This is a genomic window from Exiguobacterium sp. s138 (genome assembly GCF_018618775.1).
In the GTDB taxonomy this organism is placed as follows: domain Bacteria; phylum Bacillota; class Bacilli; order Exiguobacteriales; family Exiguobacteriaceae; genus Exiguobacterium_A; species Exiguobacterium_A artemiae.
On sequence record NZ_JACSMW010000003.1, the window covers coordinates 347630 to 364707 of the forward strand.

The 17078-nt window shown below is 47.1% G+C and carries 19 protein-coding genes; 5 read left to right on the forward strand and 14 right to left on the reverse strand.

The window, feature by feature from the left end:
• Nucleotides 1–8: 8 nt before the first annotated feature.
• The 3 genes from KNP91_RS08980 to KNP91_RS08990 are packed head-to-tail and all read right to left on the reverse strand — an operon-like array spanning nt 9 to nt 3828.
• Entirely contained in the window at nt 9–1271 is a 1263-nt protein-coding gene (locus KNP91_RS08980) for an oligosaccharide flippase family protein (protein WP_214849710.1), read from the reverse strand.
• Nucleotides 1272–1283: 12 nt separating this feature from the next.
• Nucleotides 1284–3155, reverse strand: a complete 1872-nt coding sequence (locus KNP91_RS08985) for a polysaccharide biosynthesis protein (RefSeq protein WP_214849712.1) — start codon at nt 3153–3155, stop codon at nt 1284–1286.
• A gap of 22 nt (nt 3156–3177) precedes the next feature.
• Complete coding sequence (locus KNP91_RS08990) at nt 3178–3828, reverse strand: YveK family protein (protein WP_012371440.1); 651 nt, start codon at nt 3826–3828, stop codon at nt 3178–3180.
• 328 nt (nt 3829–4156) lie between these two features.
• Here KNP91_RS08990 and KNP91_RS08995 point away from each other — a divergent pair, with 328 nt between their 5' ends.
• The gene (locus tag KNP91_RS08995) at nt 4157–5446 is read left to right on the forward strand and encodes an O-antigen ligase family protein (protein WP_214849714.1); all 1290 of its coding nucleotides are present in this window, start codon (nt 4157–4159) and stop codon (nt 5444–5446) included.
• Nucleotides 5447–5477: 31 nt separating this feature from the next.
• Complete coding sequence (locus KNP91_RS09000; RefSeq protein ID WP_214849716.1) at nt 5478–6236, forward strand: hypothetical protein; 759 nt, start codon at nt 5478–5480, stop codon at nt 6234–6236.
• Between the two features lie 353 nt (nt 6237–6589).
• Here the strand turns inward: KNP91_RS09000 and KNP91_RS09005 are convergent, their stop codons facing one another.
• A complete protein-coding gene (locus KNP91_RS09005) occupies nt 6590–7582 on the reverse strand; it encodes an ATP-grasp domain-containing protein (RefSeq protein WP_214849719.1) in 993 nt (330 codons plus the stop codon).
• A 98-nt stretch (nt 7583–7680) separates the two neighbouring features.
• Nucleotides 7681–8178 (reverse strand): VanZ family protein, encoded by a 498-nt coding sequence (locus KNP91_RS09010; protein ID WP_214849722.1) that lies wholly within the window; start codon nt 8176–8178, stop codon nt 7681–7683.
• Nucleotides 8179–8406: 228 nt separating this feature from the next.
• On the opposite strand from KNP91_RS09010, the gene KNP91_RS09015 reads away from it, so the two are divergent.
• Nucleotides 8407–8826, forward strand: a complete 420-nt coding sequence (locus KNP91_RS09015; protein WP_012371445.1) for a helix-turn-helix domain-containing protein — start codon at nt 8407–8409, stop codon at nt 8824–8826.
• A 69-nt stretch (nt 8827–8895) separates the two neighbouring features.
• Here KNP91_RS09015 and KNP91_RS09020 read toward each other — a convergent pair whose 3' ends face one another.
• The 4 genes from KNP91_RS09020 to KNP91_RS09035 all read right to left on the reverse strand — a co-directional run bounded on the left by KNP91_RS09020 (nt 8896) and on the right by KNP91_RS09035 (nt 11612).
• Nucleotides 8896–9204 (reverse strand): hypothetical protein, encoded by a 309-nt coding sequence (locus tag KNP91_RS09020; RefSeq protein ID WP_214849724.1) that lies wholly within the window; start codon nt 9202–9204, stop codon nt 8896–8898.
• 235 nt (nt 9205–9439) lie between these two features.
• Entirely contained in the window at nt 9440–10183 is a 744-nt protein-coding gene (locus tag KNP91_RS09025; protein WP_214849726.1) for a hypothetical protein, read from the reverse strand.
• Complete coding sequence (locus tag KNP91_RS09030; protein WP_214849727.1) at nt 10176–11384, reverse strand: hypothetical protein; 1209 nt, start codon at nt 11382–11384, stop codon at nt 10176–10178. Before KNP91_RS09030 ends, KNP91_RS09025 begins: the two co-directional genes overlap by 8 nt.
• 81 nt (nt 11385–11465) lie before the next feature.
• Nucleotides 11466–11612, reverse strand: coding sequence for a hypothetical protein (locus tag KNP91_RS09035; protein WP_158537512.1), 147 nt, complete (start codon nt 11610–11612; stop codon nt 11466–11468).
• A gap of 147 nt (nt 11613–11759) precedes the next feature.
• On the opposite strand from KNP91_RS09035, the gene KNP91_RS09040 reads away from it, so the two are divergent.
• On the forward strand, nt 11760–12629 hold the full coding sequence (locus tag KNP91_RS09040) for a helix-turn-helix domain-containing protein (RefSeq protein WP_214849728.1): 870 nt from the start codon (nt 11760–11762) through the stop codon (nt 12627–12629).
• Here KNP91_RS09040 and KNP91_RS09045 read toward each other — a convergent pair whose 3' ends face one another.
• Nucleotides 12630–12905: a hypothetical protein gene (locus tag KNP91_RS09045; protein WP_214849730.1), complete on the reverse strand. Its 276-nt coding sequence runs from the start codon at nt 12903–12905 to the stop codon at nt 12630–12632.
• A 299-nt stretch (nt 12906–13204) separates the two neighbouring features.
• Nucleotides 13205–13378, reverse strand: coding sequence for a hypothetical protein (locus tag KNP91_RS09050; protein WP_214849731.1), 174 nt, complete (start codon nt 13376–13378; stop codon nt 13205–13207).
• Nucleotides 13379–13507: 129 nt separating this feature from the next.
• On the opposite strand from KNP91_RS09050, the gene KNP91_RS09055 reads away from it, so the two are divergent.
• The gene (locus KNP91_RS09055) at nt 13508–14089 is read left to right on the forward strand and encodes an LOG family protein (protein WP_214849732.1); all 582 of its coding nucleotides are present in this window, start codon (nt 13508–13510) and stop codon (nt 14087–14089) included.
• Nucleotides 14090–14147: 58 nt separating this feature from the next.
• On the opposite strand, the gene galU is transcribed toward KNP91_RS09055, so the two are convergent.
• From galU to KNP91_RS09070, 3 genes are all read right to left on the reverse strand, one after another.
• Complete coding sequence (galU, locus tag KNP91_RS09060) at nt 14148–15029, reverse strand: UTP--glucose-1-phosphate uridylyltransferase GalU (protein ID WP_214849733.1); 882 nt, start codon at nt 15027–15029, stop codon at nt 14148–14150.
• A 111-nt stretch (nt 15030–15140) separates the two neighbouring features.
• Nucleotides 15141–16094 carry an ABC transporter ATP-binding protein gene (locus tag KNP91_RS09065; RefSeq protein WP_214849735.1) on the reverse strand — a complete coding sequence of 318 codons (954 nt, stop codon included), beginning with the start codon at nt 16092–16094 and terminating at the stop codon, nt 15141–15143.
• 14 nt (nt 16095–16108) lie between these two features.
• Nucleotides 16109–16918 (reverse strand): ABC transporter permease, encoded by an 810-nt coding sequence (locus KNP91_RS09070; protein ID WP_214849737.1) that lies wholly within the window; start codon nt 16916–16918, stop codon nt 16109–16111.
• Nucleotides 16919–17078: the final 160 nt, after the last annotated feature.

Sequence of the window (17078 nt, forward strand, 5' to 3'; positions counted from 1 at the left end):
TTCCTCCTTTAGCTACTTTGTTCAATCGCTAGTGCCATTTTTCGTGGGTAGAGACAACGGTAAAGTGCCGGAATCAATAATCCGATCTGGGTGACGGCACATAATCCGTAAGCGGTCGTTGCGCCGTACAAACCGTACATCGGAATCAGAATGCTGCAGGCGACGATGTTGACGACGACACTGCCGAAGATGGCAATCGTTTGAACCCGGAATTGCTGGAATCCGGTCAACAACGCTTGAATGACGGTCGAATTATAGAAGAACAGCGAGGCGACCATCATCAGGACGAAAATCGTATGGTACTGGACAAACGACGCATTGTAGAAAATCGTTAACCCCCACTTGCCGAAGAAGATCGAACCGATGATCAACAGGATGCCGACTGCATTCGTCATGAGCAGCATTGACCGGGTCAGCTTCCGTAATTCCGGTAAGCTTTGCCGTTCTCCGCTGTCGGAAGAGAAGTTTGGCAGCAGGACGGCGACAAGGGAATGGATGAACAAACTGCCAAGCACGAGCAGATAGGCGATGCTCGCATAATAACCGAGCTCTTCCGTTCCGATCGCATGTCCGACGAACAGGCGGGGAATGTTGGCGTTAAGCGCAATCAATAAGGCGACGAATCCGAGCGGGACGGCTTTGAAGAATAATTGCCGTCCGGTTTGATAACGTTGACTCATCTGCTGGTTTTCGAATCCGTGACCGACACGCCGAACGGTCGGTAAATCGTAAACAATCAGCATGATCAGGTTACCGGCGACGAGTGCCAGGACGAAGCCGTGAATCGAGTGGGTCGTAAAAAGAATCAAGGCCGCTCCGGAGACGTTGACGAGACTGCGGAAAATCTTCGATAAGGCGACTTCCTTGAATGCCATGTGTCCTTGGAGGAAGCCGTACGCGAGATCGGCAAAGGATTCCATATACTTGTTCAGGTACACGAGTAATGTCAGCCAGAGGATATCGGCTTCACCGAAGAAATAATAGACACCGAGAAGGACGAAGACCCCGACCGATAATAAGGAAAAGCGGGTCTTGATGAACAGGTTGAAGTTTTTTAAGCCCGACCGTTCTGCCGTCAGGATCGTGCTGGCATTTAACCAACAAAACATGACGATCGGTGCCGTCAAAGCGAGTGCGTAATTGAAGTAACCGATGTTGAGTGGTGTGCTCCATTTGATCAGCAGCGTCAAAATCATCCACTGATGCAGGGAATAGGCCGTATCTGCAATGAAAATCAGATTAAATCGTGACAGTTGCCGAACAGGTTTCATCTCGTCTCCCCCTCATTCCCGGGCAATCCGAATCGCCGGTGGAATCGTCTCCGGCATCATGTCGGTCCGGTTCGTTGCTTCGAGTAGATACGTCCGTAACGCTTGTTCATCATCGAGCGTCAAGGCGATATTCCGTAAATACGGATCAATTGATCCGAACGGTCGGGTTTTCCCGACGAGAATCTTGTCAAAGACCCGCTCTTCATGTACTTCTTCCGTTGCGAGTAATTCTTCATATAACTTTTCACCTTTTCGGATGCCGCTGTAGACGATCGGAATCTGCTGTTCGGTAAAACCGCTCAGGTGGATCAGGTTCCGGGCGAGCGTCGTGATGTTGACGGGTTCACCCATGTCGAGGACAAAGACTTCCCCGCCTTCCGCGAGGACGCTCGCTTGAATGACGAGCCGGCTGGCTTCCGGAATCGTCATGAAGTACCGGGTCATCGCCGGATCCGTCACGGTGATTGGACCGCCTTTCGCAATCTGGTCTTTAAAGAGCGGAATGACGGAACCCCGGCTCCCGAGCACGTTGCCGAACCGGACGACCGCGAACGTCGTCTCACTGTTGCGGGCAATCTGCTGGATGACCATCTCGGCAATTCGTTTCGTCGCTCCCATCACACTGGTCGGATTGACCGCCTTATCGGTTGAAATCATGACGAATCGGTTGACTCCGGCCGCTTCTGCCGCAAGAGCGACATTCCGCGTCCCGTAGATGTTGTTTTTCACTGCTTCGCTTGGATTGTCTTCCATCAACGGCACATGTTTGTGTGCTGCCGCGTGGTAGACGAGATCCGGTTTAAACCGTTCCATCACATCCATCATCCGGTCCGCATCCTGGACATCTGCGATGACGGAATGGAGCGTGATTCCTTCTGTGACGGCTTCCAGTTCACGGCGGATCAGATAAATGCTGTTTTCGCCGTGACCGAGTAAAATCAGATGATCCGGTTTGAACTTAATCAGCTGTCGGCAAATCTCGGAGCCGATTGATCCGCCGGCTCCGGTGACGAGCACCGTTGCTTGACTGACACTCTTTTCAATCTCCGTGATATCCAGTTCAACCGGTTCCCGGCCGAGCAGATCGGCAATCGATACTTCGCGCATCTGATTGACGGATACCTTGCCGGACGCCAATTCAACAAGCATCGGTAATGTATGGGCTTCGACTTTCGTCTGTTTGATCCGGTTCAGTAAAGCAACCCGGTCCGGATAGGCAAGTGACGGAATCGCCAGGACGACAGCTTCAATTTTATGTTCTTCAATGATACATTCGAGTTGATCAATCGTTCCGATGACGGGGACACCGTGAATCATCATTCCTTTCAGTTCCGTCAAGTCATCGAGCAACCCGACGACGTTCAGAATATGGGCTTTTTTCTGTTTCAACTCTTTTGTGATCATCTGCCCCGAGGCACCGGCACCGATGATTAACGTCCGTTTCCCGAGCGTCCGGTTTTCCCGTTTCAGCTCGAGACTTCGTCCGCGGATCAACAGTCGGACGAACAAGATGCCATTCAGGACTAAACCGGTCTGAAGGAAGACGGCACGCTCGACGGCAAAATCGAACAGAGCGTACTCGAGTCCGAGAAGAACGAAGCTGCTCGCAACAACGACGACGAGCAGTACGCCTAAATCACGCAGGCTGGCATACCGCCAGATGATTTGGTAAAAACGCATCCAGTGGGCGACGAGTGTCAAGGCGACCCATTGAATCAAAGCGATTTCGATAGCATCCATCAGTTCAAAGTTGGCCGTGAGGTTCAGCGGATTAAAAAAGTAAAAGGTCACGACCGTCGCAGCAATGATGATCGAGGCATCGATCAGTCGCAATAGACCGATCTTCATATGCCGGCGATATTGCTGGAATGGCGGGGCTTGCATGAGCGGCTCCTCCTTTCTCAAATCAAGAACGACTGGGATGACTGACAGCTTGCGGGTAAGAGGTTTCTTTCGTTTCTTCAGCGACTGACTTTTTTCCGAGTGCCCGGGAGTAGACGATCAGTAAGCCGAAGAGAAGTCCGAGGATGCCGCCGATTGCGGTATTCATCAGAATGTTCGGCGAGACCGGTTCTGTCGGAATCCGGGCTGTCGAGAATACTTCGGTGCTGCTCGTTTTGATCAGTTGCGGAACATAATCCTGGAAGACTTCCGTCATCGTATTCGCCTGGATCGCTGCCTGCTCCGCCGACCGATCTGTGACCGACAAGGCGATAACTTGCGAATCGAGATTACTGGCGACGGTCAGACGATTCGTCAAATCGAAAATCCGCTTATCCGTGACGTCCATTTTTTGAGCAACCTGATCGATGACTTCCGGGCTTCTTAAAATATCTTGGTAGGTACTGACAAGCGTCGTCGTTGAAGTCGTTTCCGCATTTTGTTGCGGGACAACCAGGATATAGGCAGTCGCTTCATACGTCGGTGGAATCACATAGGTGCTGACGGCATATCCGGCACCCGCTAAGAGCAGTGTCAGTAAGCAGAGTACCCACCACCCTTTCTTTAATGTCATCAGATGGTCACCGAATGTCTTTTTTTGATGGATGGAATTCACATGGTTCACCTCTTTCTCGCTACCTGACAGGTTGGATGGACACTGGTTATGCTTACACCTTATTTCCAAACGACTGCCAAAACAATTAGAGCTTGGTGGAAATGATTATATTTTTTTGAGGAGTCATCATGTTTGCGTATCGTTAGTTCATCGAAAAAGATTGATTCACAAAAAAAAGACGATTCACAAAAAAATGATCGCCGCTTTTTCAAAATCATCCACAAAAACTGCATGATTTTTAAGAAATAAAGGGTAAATACCAATTTGATGATTAAAAGTCTGAAAATTCGGTAATAAGTCCTATATGAAGGGTGGATAGATACTAGTAATGATGTTAAAATCAGACAATATACCTGAATCGATTGGCTTATTCCTCCTGACCTTCTGGGTCCTGATCGATTTATGGACGCGTCCGCTCTCCTTCACCGACGAAGTCCTGCCGAGTCATTGGAACATCTGGATCGCTCTTATCTATCTGATCCTGTTTACTGGTCTTTATCTTGTTACCCGTCCCTTGTACTTTCCGCCACGCGCCTTGACTCAACGACTTGTCACTTCGTTTTTACTTTATCTTACGTTTCATGCTATTATTTTCTTCTTTCGTCCAGCGGTCGATTCTTCGCTTGTCCTACTTCATCTGTTTACGACAGGACTTTTCGTCCTCATCGTACTGTCACTTTCAGTTCAGCCTTACATCCGCTGGTTTCAGCTGATGAACCTCATTCTTCTGTATCAAGCCTTCTGTCTCGCTGTTTATGCCCTGATCGTCTCATTTGGAAAACAGTACGTGCCGATCGAGAACATCCAGTCGTTGAAACTCGGTCCCGTATCTCTATCGCAACTGTATGTCGGTGAACAAGGCAGCTTTCTCCGGTCAGCCAGTCTGACCAACAATCCGAATACATTGGCGGCATGGCTCGTCCCCGGTAGTCTCATCGCCTGGATGTCTGTCTTACAAGCCTTCAACCGTCGAAATGTCCGGTCATGCGTGCTTTTCGGAATAATTCTCGCCGTGATTTTAATCGGGCTCGTGCTCAGTGCCTCACAGACCGGTCTCTACTCGTTTTGTCTGCTTGCGTTGCTGACGACGATTTTATTGATCCCGACCAACCGGTTGCGTTATCAGGTGACGGGACTTTATCTGATCGGTGCCGCGATTCTCATCGGCTCATTGTCCCTGAACCACACGTTATTCGCCAAGTTGATCAGTCTTAACGGTCGGAGCGACTTATGGCAAGCGGGCCTGACCGCTTCACTCGATCGGTTTTGGTTCGGACACGGGCTCGGTTCCGCTGCCATCGGGCTCGAACAACAACTCGGGCCGAGTACACTGTATACGTTTCACAGTACACCGATCGTCTATCTGTATGAACTGGGATTTTTCGGACTGTTGCTATATGCCGGATCTTTTCTGTTGATCCTCATCCGGTTCATTCAGGATTACCGTCACGACGATCCGTTATCGATCAGCTTGTTGTTGCTTAGTCTTTGGTTACTGTTGCTTCAGTTCACGGAAAGTGTTTTGATCCGGCCGAGCGGATTTTATTTCATCTGGCTCAGTCTTTTGATTTATGCGACCCGGCGTCAGACGACCTCACAAGAAAGTACCCACACCTAGACGAACACCTACACGAAAGGGGTATGACATCATGAAGAAATGGACAGAACAACAAGTCATCGACAGCTTAATCGAGGCGAGCATCGCCTATCCTGAGTTGGACGCCAAAACGTATGCCCGTTGGTCGACCGGAAAAGAGATTCCTTCAATCACGACGATCATCAATGTGTTCGGTTCTTGGCGCGAAGCCTTGCACGCGGCCGGTCTGTCTTCCATCCGTCCGTACTACTCCGATCAGGAAATTCTTGCGTTCATCAAAGAAGCTTCGGAACGGCTCCATCCTTTCCACAGCAACAGCTACCGGGAATGGGCCAAGGCGAAACACGGACCTTCCTTGACGTTGATCAACTTACGATTCGGGTCATGGTCACGGGCCCTTGAGGAAGCTCACATTGAGATGACACGTTCGATCTGTATGACGGAAGAACGGATCATCAATGCGCTCCTCGAAGCATCGGACGTCCTTCCCCGCCTGACGACCCAAACGTATTCAATCTGGGCACAGGAAAACGGACATCCGACGGTCGCGACGATTGCCCGAAAGTATGGTTCATGGGTCGATGCCCTTACGTGTCTCGATATCGCTCCACCCCGCCGGAAATGGGTCGAAGAAGATGTCCTCGATGCTTTACGACAAGCCCAACGTGAACTGCCATCGCTCAGCATCATCCATTACCGGAAATGGGCGGAAGGACGTTCGGTTCCGAGTACGTCGACCATCAATGCGCTCTTCGGAAGCTGGACGTCTGCCGTACAGTGCCTCAAACGGTCGCGTGTTTCGATTTCTTGATTGACATGCTCAATGAGGGGCGGACGAAAAACGTCCGCCTCTTTACTTACTACTTCAAGAAATCATCAGACAGACAAGTCTTCCTGTCAAAAGATTAATAAGAGCTGACTCGAAAGTCGGTCTCAATAAAGATAAGGGTTGGCAGATTACAATTCTGCCAATCCTTATCTTGTAAAAAAAAGAATCACTCGCTCACGCAACTCCTACAGGAAAAAGCGCAAGGTTGCTTGCGCTGTCAGAGACAAACAAGACCCGATTTTCTGCCTCGGTTAGGCAGGAAATCTGGCTTGTGTCTCGCCTGAGGAAAGGGCGTGAAAGAACGAGTGATTCCTTTTTATATCATCTTACTTTTTTCATCGTTTAATCCGCTGCAGTTCAGCAGCTGAAATCAAGGTGACGGTATCATGCTTCAGCATGTAGATATCATCGAGGTATTGTCCGATTTGCGGAACGTTGATCTCATGCATCAGATTCCGATACAGTTGCGCCGGAAAATTGACACCACATTCATAGGCATGGGGATATCCCCCGCCAAAACGCGGATTGATTTCCGACAGATACAATGTACCGGCGACATCAAACAAATCAAAATCAAGAGGTCCGACCAGCCCTGATCCGTCGAGGACATGTTCGACCAGTTCGAAGACATCGTCCCGGAGAACAGAACGGCTTTTATCGGTCTCTCCCGCCCGCATCGTTAATTTTTCCTTGATGAAGATTGACGTCACTTTTCCGGAAATTAAGTCGACGTATGCATCGACCCCGAGCTCTTGACCAACGAGTAGTTCCTGGACGATTAAATCGGTGTTCTTTGAGAACAACTGCTCCACTTCTTCGACGGTTTCGACCCGTCGTACTTCGATGCTGGCACTGCCGCTGCGTGGTTTGACGAAAACCGGTAGCTTTACTTCCCCTAGAGAGAGTGCTTCTTCAAATGACGTCATCGACGCATACGTTCTTGCATGTGCAATCCCTTGACTCAGACAATACTCATACATCGTGTATTTATCGAAACACAGCTCACAGGCGACATACGGTGAGACGATTACCGTCACGCCAACGGCTTGAAATCGTTCCGTCGCTTGTGCCAGCAAACTAAGTTCCGGATCGATTAGCGTCATCAGAGCTGTCACTCCCTCGTCCTGACAAAGCGTAAGTAAATGATCGATGTACTCGACCTCATCTATCTTTGGTACGATGTAGTGCTGGTCTGCCATATATAACGCCGATGCCAATGGACTACAATCTGCTGTGCTGACACGTCCCGTCTTAAACTCTTTGACAAAATACTCGACGAGCTTGGCCCGGCGACCGGCGCTCGTAATCAATAGATGAGGTTTCTGCATCCGATTCACTCCTCTTAGTTGTTAATGAGATTAATCTTTTTTTCGACTTCTGTCATTAAAACCCTGCTTTTCCGTAAAAAAAAACCAGGACCGAAGACTCACTGTCGCATCCACTGTTCACTTGGTCTTTTTTTCCAAAACAAGCGATACACTAGAATCCCGATCAAAGCACCCGTCCCGTCCAGCAGGACATCCTGAATCAGCCCGGTCCGTCCTCCAGTCAAAATTTGATGAAACTCATCAAAGACGGCAACCGTAATCGCGACAGTATACGCAAACAAACCTGCCAAGGCATACGGACGGATTAAGCGATATGTTAAATCCACTAAAGCGATTCCGAGAACGATGAAGATCGACAGATGGGCTGCCTTTCGAATGAAAAACTCGACGAAGCCTGAAGCACCAAGCGCTGCGACGCTGACTTCCCCGTGATAATCGAACGAAATGAACCGGAGCTGCTCGACGAAACCTAAATCAAAGTACCGCGACAAACCCGGTTTTAAGGACTGTTCTTCGTACGGCATCGAACTCGCTATAAACAAGACGACCAAAATCAACAAGGTCACATAACCCGACCATGGTATTTTTCTCAACATATAGGACCTCCTCTTCTCACTAACTAATAGAATAGCATGTTCTCTTTTCTGATCCTTCCTAAGATTTTCAAATAACCTACGATATTCTGAATTTTCAACCCATTACATACATAATCATGCAATTATTTTTTTCAAGACACTTTTTTTTACATTTCAAAGGTTTGCGATATAATGAAAGTGGTTATTTAGTACTATTAGGCAAGGATGCAAGAATAGGAGTTGAGCCCTGTGAAACGTGCGCTCGGAAAAAAAATCATGCAGTTGCGTAAACAACACCAGTACACCCAAAAACACCTGGCTGAACGCTGCGGCGAAACGGTCACTTCGATTTCAGCTTATGAGCGTGGTCAACGGATGCCGAATACTCAAACATTAGAACGGCTTGCTCTTGCTTTGAATACGACTGTGATCGATCTGATTGATCCCCAATATGTCCAACATCCTTCGCTGCAGGAGTTTATGGCTCAATCCCTCGAACCGACACAACCGCTCGACTTTAAACTTGTCCTGGAAGATATTCTCGTCCACTTGACACTTTCGCCGGAAGTCTACTTCAATGGCCGTCTCCTGACGCAAGAAGTCCGTGATCGCATGGCGACAACCATCAATCAAGCACTTCAACAAGGCTTACAATCGATTGAGATTTGACCTAAAAACACGATGAGAAGCGGACAGGATGTTTCCTGTGCACATCTCATCGTGTTTTTACTTGCCGTTTCAATCAGATTTTAAGACATGGTGAATGTACAATTGACCGTCTTCATATGTCGCTTCCATCATCCGACTGAAGAACGGGGACTCCGGCGTCTTTTCGGCTAGGAAAACACGTTCGAAGCGACTATGTGCTTGATTGACAAAACTGAGTTTGAGCTCGCGTTCATCTGATTTAAACGTCAGATGTGTACCGCTCTTGCCAAAGGCATCTGGAAGAATGGTATGCTCCACAAACTCAAAATGCTCTTCCGGAAATAACGTCTCAATAAAGGATAAACAACTGGCTTTCAGTTTAACTACCTTCTCATCCATAACGTTTACCTATCCTCCGATTTTAGCATGGCATCATCAAACTGATTGATAAGTACTGCTTTTGTTTATTACCCCACCTTTAGACCTAGTTAAACTAGTATTAAAAATATTTATATCCAATTTAAGGAATTAATTATCTTCAAACAAGCTACCTTCTTTAATTTTTTTATGATAGCAAAAAGGGACAGATCATAAAAAATCTGTCCCTTTTGATGGTATAAGAAGGATTCTGAAATCATCCGATTTTATCGAACTCCAAAATACTGATGCTTTTCCCGGCGTACAATGTCCGTCCCCGATACCGGGACAGTTTAGCAAACTCAAACAACGTGTCTGTTTCATACAGATGTTCCACTACATAACCAACCTTCTCATCAGAAGCCGATTTCAGATACGTATTAAAAATCAACCGGTCGCGGTCGACCTTTTGACCGTAAAACAAGGTACAGTCCTCCATACGTCGCGAGGCAATCGGTTGGACGTTTTGTCTTAGATAATCCGCGTTATGGATACTGATCAGTAATTGACCGTCCGTTGCCAGTAAGTGACGGATATTCCGGAAGAACAATAACAGTTCTCCTCGTGAATACCGGGCAATCGTCGTACCCGGCAAGACGATTTTATGAAACGCATGGCTTCCCATGACATCGACCACCTCATTGCTGAGTCCGTAGACGCGGTTCAGGTATTGCTCGGAGATACCGGCAATTCGGTTTAACTCCGACTCGATGAGATACAGATCGTATCCTTCCGCACATAACGTATTGAATAACTTTGCTGAAAAGTTCCCATGTACCAGCACACGATCTTCTTTTTGAAGGTAGCGCCGGTATAACATCAATTCGTCGACTTCCGGTAAGGAGGACGTTTCTTGATACAGTGCCGTGAACCGGTCATCTGCAAACAGATGATCGAGAACTTGAACACGTGAATAACTTCCTTTTCGCGCAAATGGACCGAATAATGGTGTGTCATCCATGATAAATCAACTCCTTATACATCTGAACCGCCGCTTCATAATCATTCCCAAGCCGCTTCGGCAACACATCGAACCGTTCCTTTTGATCGGCTTCGAGAATCGCGAGAAAGACTTCATCCGTCTCAAACAATTGATTTGTCAACAGTTCGAAGGCAAAACAGCCTTCTTTATTTTGAATCCCGATCATCGTCAGCGGACCAAGCTTTCCTTCCGTCCGCGGCAGCTCGAACACGCTGTAAGGCGTCACGAACTGACTTGTTCCTTGAAACGCTGAAGCCAGTTGAAACAGAATCGGATATAAGGCGAGTTGAGTAATCGGAGCGAGCGCTTCCCATGTCGCCAACTGATTTTGACGTAACTGACAGATATTTAAGTCGAACGCCTCGCTGAGCAATAGCCGCTTTCCATAATCTGCATAGATTCCGTCTCTGTGAATGAACAGACGATGGGAGGACGGCATGCCGGTGAGCGTCGCATAATCAAGAATCCCGATCCGCTGTTCCGGATTGGAGACGACACTTGTCTCATGCCACTGTTTGATGGCAGCATCCAGATTACTGCGCTCAAACGTCGCCAACCGGTCTCTGACACTAAAGGATAACGTATCGGAAAACGCCAGCAGGACCGGTGTCCGGCTCATCAATTCGATGACCGGTAAGTCATGACGGGTCGACTGATCGATGTATAACAAACTGTTGATTGTCATTTGATCAAACAAAGTCGGTGTAATCGAGTCGAGCAAATCCGTCGTTTCCATGTAGACGTGACGCAACGGTTGCGGCTGACGCGACGCGGTGTCCGGATAGACACCGGTGAACAACGACATCAAGGCATCTTGTAATTCAATCGGTTGCGTATATTCTGTCGTCCCTTCTAACGGAATCGTCCTATCCAAGAAATAGGGGTCTCCGAACAAGACGTCGCCCCGCTCATTAATCAGATGAAACTGAACATGTAACATCCGCTGTTGTAAATACGCGACCAGTCGCAAGGTCCGCTTCCCCGGTCCTCGCAGGACAAACAAATAATGTTCGAATTCCTGAAATTCCATATAGTCGAGTAAATCCAAAAACGTATGTTGATCGTAATCATAACGATCCATTGAGAACCGGTGCTGCTCACAAAAAGTCGTGAGGGCATCAGTCGGGTCGAGTTGGTGTAACCAGCCTTCGCTTTCAGAAAGAACCGTTAGTCCGATCATATCCATGCTCCTTTCAGTAATCCGTATTAAAAAAGGCTTCAAACCTGTGACGGAATGAAGCCACGTCAACAAGAGACGTTATCATGAAGTTTTGAGTTCTCGTTTCGCCGGCGGTTTGATCCGGTCCATTTCCCGACTTGCCAAGGGTGCGACCGAGACAGCAGCAGCATTTAAACACCAGCCGTAAGATGTCATCGTCCGGCGCGATTCTTTAAAGGTGAGATTCATAGGAGTTACCCCTTTCTTTCGTTTAAAATGGCAGACAACACGTTGACGACTTTTTGAACTAAAAGTTTGGTATCGGATCCCGTTCCCTCTTATAATGGAAAAGGGTATCGTTTTCTCAAATCCACTGGACAGAAAGGACAGAACCCGATGGATCAATTCACGTCACCGCAGATTGGTCTGGCCCTTCGCCGCCTTCGCAAGAAGCATAATCTGACGCAGAAGGATTTGGCGAACGGAATTTGCAGCCAGGCGGAAATCAGTAAAATTGAAAGTGGGACACATTCTCCGACGGTTGATTTGCTTTTTGCATTATCAAAAAAGTTACAAGTACCGTTTTCTTCTTTTTTTGATCATGCTAATTATAGAGATTCATTTTTTCATCTTGATGAAGAATTATTAATTAAATTTAGAAATCGAGAATTTGAAACTGTTTATGAAGAAACTAAATTAAGGTTAAAACAGTATCATGATGAAGAAATTTCACTTCTGTTAAATTTTTATAACAGTATTTCTGCTCATCGATTAAAAAAAACGGATTATAGAACTTGTATTGTCGTTTTAAGACAACTTTCTGAAAAATATTCTTCCACTTTTTATTCACCTAGTATGATAATTCGAATTAAGTCTGCTATTGCAAATCTATACTCTGAAAATAAAAGTTATACCCACAGCAGAAAGGTGTATGAAGAATTAATCGCTCTAGATTTTGAAAGTGAAGAATTATTGCTCGATCGAATCAGGATTCTTTACAACTTTTCTAAAACGCTTTTACACCTTCAAGATTCACTTACTGCTTTAGAGATTGTTGAAGAAGCTATTCAACAAAGCTTAAAGTTTAAAGATATGTCACTATTAGGACAACTTTATTATCAACAAGGATTTTGTTTAGAAAATTTGAATTATGACTACGAAACAATCAAACAATCTTATTTCAAAGCCAACGTATTTTTTGAGCTTTTAAACATGGAAGAGTATAAGCAAATTATTTTAAAGAATAAAGCTCACTTTTTAAGATAATCAAGCTTTAGTTTTACCGATAACAATGTATTCGTATGGCAAGTCATTCTTCGCCAACTGTTTCACTGAATATTCATAAGGTAAATCATTCTTCGCCAACTGCTTCACCGAATATTCATAGGGTAAATCATTTTTTGCTAACTGTTTTATTGAATACTCATAAGGTAAATCATTCTTTGCTAATTTGTTATTTGTTTCAGAATGAGTTATACCTGAAATCGGTAAACTAATAGTTATGAGTCCAACTAAAATTAAAAACTTCTTTTTTAAGTTCATAATGAATAACCTCCTAATTTTTTTGTCTAGCTCTGTAACAACATCATATAACCTTAGACCCCCCTCGGATATTCGAATACGAATATTTAGTGTATTTTGCACATTATTTACACTAACCGTATCTTTTGACTTGGGTCATACGTCCCGAAATGTGCATATTATTTACATTTTATCCATCATTGTGTCGATAAAGTGTATGAAAATAGATTTTTTAGAATATTCAATCACCCTCTACTTTATGATTGTGCTGCATACAAAAACCCGTTCCGTCTGCTGCACGCAAATGAAACGGGTTTAATTTATTTTGACGAACGGCGCAGTGCAATGAAATACCCTACTCCAAGTAAGACGACCAGCCCGAGCAAAATGCTGCTAACCGTCGTTCGGACAGATGATTCCGGGATCCAAAGACCGATTGCAAGATTGATTGCCGCAATCAGCAGGACCAGCCAGACGATGGTTTTAGGTCTCATTACTTCCTCCTTTACTTTGACGTTTCCTGATTTGTTTTTCTTCGTCAAAACCTTACAAGACTCCTCTTATTCAAAACTTACTGATATGATATGGTGACAGAAGACGATTTTTAAAAAGGGGACCTATGGATGAAAAAGCTAGCAATATTTTGTGGTTCTAAAGACGGAGCAACACCCATTTTCCGGCAAGCCGCAGCAACACTCGGGACGACGCTCGCAGCGCATCAAATCGGACTTGTCTATGGCGGTTCACGTGTCGGAACGATGGGTGCCGTCGCCGATGCTGTTCTCGCAGCCAACGGACAGGCAGTCGGCGTGCTGCCACATTTCCTGCAGGAAAAAGAGATCGCCCATCCGAACCTGACCGAACTTCACCTCGTCGAATCGATGCACGACCGGAAAGCGAAGATGGCCGAGCTTGCGGACGGCTTCATCATCTTGCCCGGTGGTCCGGGAACGATGGAAGAGTTTTTTGAAGTTTTTACGTGGGCACAGCTTGGTCTTCACGAAAAGCCGTGTGGCATCTTAAACATTGACGGCTACTATGACCCGCTCGTTGCCTTGTTTCAGCAGATGGAGACACAAGGTTTCCTGATTCCGGAACACGCGGCGATGCTGATTGTAGAATCGGATCCGGAACGGTTGCTCGAACGATTCCGGACGTATCATGCGCCGCATGTCAAGACATACATGAACACGAAACAAACATAACGTTCAGCACTCTTCTTTCAACAGGAGTGGCGGATTTTCATCCCGTCACTCCTATTGTTCATTCCTGCTCCCAACCCTCGACATAACGCCGAAGTAAGTTTCGGACATCTGCCTGAATCTCTGCGTCTTCAAGCGCAAACGCTAACGTCGTCTCGACATATCCCATCTTCTCCCCGACATCAAATCGTTTCCCTTTCAATTCATATCCGTAGACGTCTTCTTGTCCATTCAGCCGTTCGATTGCATCGGTCAGCTGAATCTCCCCGCCTGACCCCGCCTCCTGCGTCGCCAAGTATTCAAAAATCGCCGGCGTCAGGATATACCGTCCGATGATCGCCATATTCGACGGTGCCGTTCCCTGAACCGGTTTTTCGACAAACTGCCGGACCTGGTAACGGCGTCCCGTCTGGTTCAACGGATCAATGATCCCGTACCGGTGCGTATCTTCCTTCGGGACCTGCCGGACACCGACGACCGACGCATCGAGTTCTTCGTACTGATCCATCAATTGTTTCAGACCTGGTTCTTCCGAGACGATGATATCGTCCCCGAGCAGAACGGCAAACGGTTCGTCACCGATGAAATGCCGGGCACTCCAAATCGCATGTCCCAGTCCTTTCGGTTCCTTTTGACGGATATAATGTATCTCCGCCATCGTCGTCGAAGCATCGACCTCTTTCAACAGATCAAGTTTTCCTTTTTGCCGCAGGATATTCTCGAGTTCCGGTGCGTGGTCAAAATGATCTTCGATTGCCCGTTTGCTCCGCCCAGAGACGATGATGATCTGTTCGATTCCGGACGCCACCGCCTCTTCAACGATGTACTGGATGGTCGGTTTCGTTAAAATCGGCAACATTTCTTTTGGCATCGCTTTGGTCGCCGGTAAAAACCGGGTCCCGAGACCGGCTGCCGGGATAATGGCTTTTCTGACTTTCGACACGTCTATTCCTCCTCCGCACTGGATCGGTTATAGATAAACATTCTCTTTCTAATCTCTTGTTCCCTGTTTGAGTCAAAAAAAGACCAGAGACATGTGTCCCTGGTCTGTCACTCAGAATAATTTGGTTAAGGCTTCCGTGAATGTCGCGAATGACGGTGTCTCATCGATGACCATCAGACTGCCGGCCGCAAGTACGAGTAAGCTGATGCCTGACAAAATCCAGCCCGGATGTTTGACCGTGTCTTCCGCATCCGTGTTTTTCTTGCCCGGTTTTGCCTGGGCGCCTTGCTCCTTTAGACGATCCCGCCGGTACTGGTGCTGTTCTTCTTTCGTCAGCTTCTTGTATTCAGTCAGGAACTTCTTGTATTCCGGTACGACTTCCTTCGTCGTCCCGTCGAGTTTGACCTGTCCGTATTCGAGCCAGATGACCCGCTCACAGAAGCTTCGGATCTGGTTCAGCGAGTGACTGACGAAGATGATGGTCTTGCCTTCGTTCTTGAACTCGTTCATCTTGTCGATACACCGGTTGTAAAACGTCTGGTCACCGACCGACAAGGCTTCATCGACGATCAGGATATCGGCATCGACATTGACGGCGATCGCAAAGCCGAGTCGTGACTTCATCCCGCTTGAATATTTTTTAATCGGTTGATCGATGAAATCCCCGATGTCCGCGAAATCGATGATTCCCGGCATCCGGCGTTCGATTTCCGCATCGTCCATCCCGAGCATCAGACATTTCAGGTGAATGTTCTCACGACCGGTCAAGACGTTTTTCAATCCTTGGGACACGGCGATGATCGCCACTTCCCCGTTGATTTCGACGTCACCTTCGTTGGCGTAAATGATGCCGGAAATCAAGTTCGATAACGTCGATTTCCCGGAACCGTTGATTCCGACAAGACCAACGACTTCACCGGATCCGATTTCGAGTGAGACATCCCGGAGCGCCGTGAACGTCTTGACGTTTTTACTTTGATTCTTAAACAGTAACTTAAATTTTTCTTTTGTCGTCGTGACCATATCAAACCGTTTCGTGACATGGTCGAGTTTTATCATAGACATGGCGATTTCCTTCCTTAAACGAGCTCGGTGAATGATTTACGGAACTTAATGTGTAAAAACGTTCCGGCTGTGAACAAGAGCAATGTCACGCTCCAGAAATAAAGTCCCGTCGGCCATTCCTGCCAGAACCAGGCACCGCCGAGCAGGCTCGCACGATATCCTTCCACCAGGTAAAAGACCGGGTTCAGACGCAGCACACCGTGCAGGACGTCCGGGAACCGTTCGATGTTCCACAGAATCGGTGTCAGATAAAACAGCATCCGCATCATCGATTGCAGGAATAATTGAATGTCTTTGACGAGCGTAATCAGTGTTGAGAAACAAAGGGAGAACGCGTAGACGAAAATGTACGTCGCCACCATATAATACGGGAGTTGAAGCAACTTCCAGGTGATCGGAATACCGTTCAGGATGATGACGATGAAGACAATCAGGAGCATCGCGAAGTGCTGATACATCCGGGACAAGATGACGTACGAAGGAATCGCACTCATCGGGAATCGCATTTTCGTCACCATCGCCAGGCGGCTGTTGATCGAGTTCGATCCACGCAACAAGGCATCATTGATGAAGAACCAGACGACGATCCCACACAGGAGCCAGACGATGAACGGCGTATCGCCTTCGACGTTTCTGTTCCCTTTCAGACCGACACCAAAGACGAACCAATAAATAAAGATCTGTAAACCGGGATTGAGCAGCTCCCATAAAAGTCCAAGTCGTTGCTCCGCGTGCGCCGATTTAATCTCATACCGGGCGAGACGGCGAATCAGCGGAAAATTCTCCACTTGTTCGCGGATGATACTTTTCATTTCTTTCCACATAATTAATTTCCTTCCGATCTGTAAAGGTACATGTATTTTAGTTCCGTTGCATCCACATCAAAATAAAAAAACGGACTCCGTTCGCGATTATTCAAACGAACGACCGACCGCGGACAGGCAGCTCGCCTGCACGTTTGTCCATTCCTCCTTCCCTTTTCAA

What these genes read in the sequence shown, in the direction of transcription:
- KNP91_RS08980 (WP_214849710.1), bottom strand. Translation starts at nt 1,271, where the DNA reads ATGAAACCTGTTCGGCAACTGTCACGATTTAATCTGATTTTCATTGCA.
- KNP91_RS08985 (WP_214849712.1), bottom strand. Translation starts at nt 3,155, where the DNA reads ATGCAAGCCCCGCCATTCCAGCAATATCGCCGGCATATGAAGATCGGT.
- KNP91_RS08995 (WP_214849714.1), top strand. Translation starts at nt 4,157, where the DNA reads ATGATGTTAAAATCAGACAATATACCTGAATCGATTGGCTTATTCCTC.
- KNP91_RS09000 (WP_214849716.1), top strand. Translation starts at nt 5,478, where the DNA reads ATGAAGAAATGGACAGAACAACAAGTCATCGACAGCTTAATCGAGGCG.
- KNP91_RS09005 (WP_214849719.1), bottom strand. Translation starts at nt 7,582, where the DNA reads ATGCAGAAACCTCATCTATTGATTACGAGCGCCGGTCGCCGGGCCAAG.
- KNP91_RS09010 (WP_214849722.1), bottom strand. Translation starts at nt 8,178, where the DNA reads ATGTTGAGAAAAATACCATGGTCGGGTTATGTGACCTTGTTGATTTTG.
- KNP91_RS09020 (WP_214849724.1), bottom strand. Translation starts at nt 9,204, where the DNA reads ATGGATGAGAAGGTAGTTAAACTGAAAGCCAGTTGTTTATCCTTTATT.
- KNP91_RS09025 (WP_214849726.1), bottom strand. Translation starts at nt 10,183, where the DNA reads ATGGATGACACACCATTATTCGGTCCATTTGCGCGAAAAGGAAGTTAT.
- KNP91_RS09030 (WP_214849727.1), bottom strand. Translation starts at nt 11,384, where the DNA reads ATGATCGGACTAACGGTTCTTTCTGAAAGCGAAGGCTGGTTACACCAA.
- KNP91_RS09035 (WP_158537512.1), bottom strand. Translation starts at nt 11,612, where the DNA reads ATGAATCTCACCTTTAAAGAATCGCGCCGGACGATGACATCTTACGGC.
- KNP91_RS09040 (WP_214849728.1), top strand. Translation starts at nt 11,760, where the DNA reads ATGGATCAATTCACGTCACCGCAGATTGGTCTGGCCCTTCGCCGCCTT.
- KNP91_RS09045 (WP_214849730.1), bottom strand. Translation starts at nt 12,905, where the DNA reads ATGAACTTAAAAAAGAAGTTTTTAATTTTAGTTGGACTCATAACTATT.
- KNP91_RS09050 (WP_214849731.1), bottom strand. Translation starts at nt 13,378, where the DNA reads ATGAGACCTAAAACCATCGTCTGGCTGGTCCTGCTGATTGCGGCAATC.
- KNP91_RS09055 (WP_214849732.1), top strand. Translation starts at nt 13,508, where the DNA reads ATGAAAAAGCTAGCAATATTTTGTGGTTCTAAAGACGGAGCAACACCC.
- KNP91_RS09065 (WP_214849735.1), bottom strand. Translation starts at nt 16,094, where the DNA reads ATGTCTATGATAAAACTCGACCATGTCACGAAACGGTTTGATATGGTC.
- KNP91_RS09070 (WP_214849737.1), bottom strand. Translation starts at nt 16,918, where the DNA reads ATGTGGAAAGAAATGAAAAGTATCATCCGCGAACAAGTGGAGAATTTT.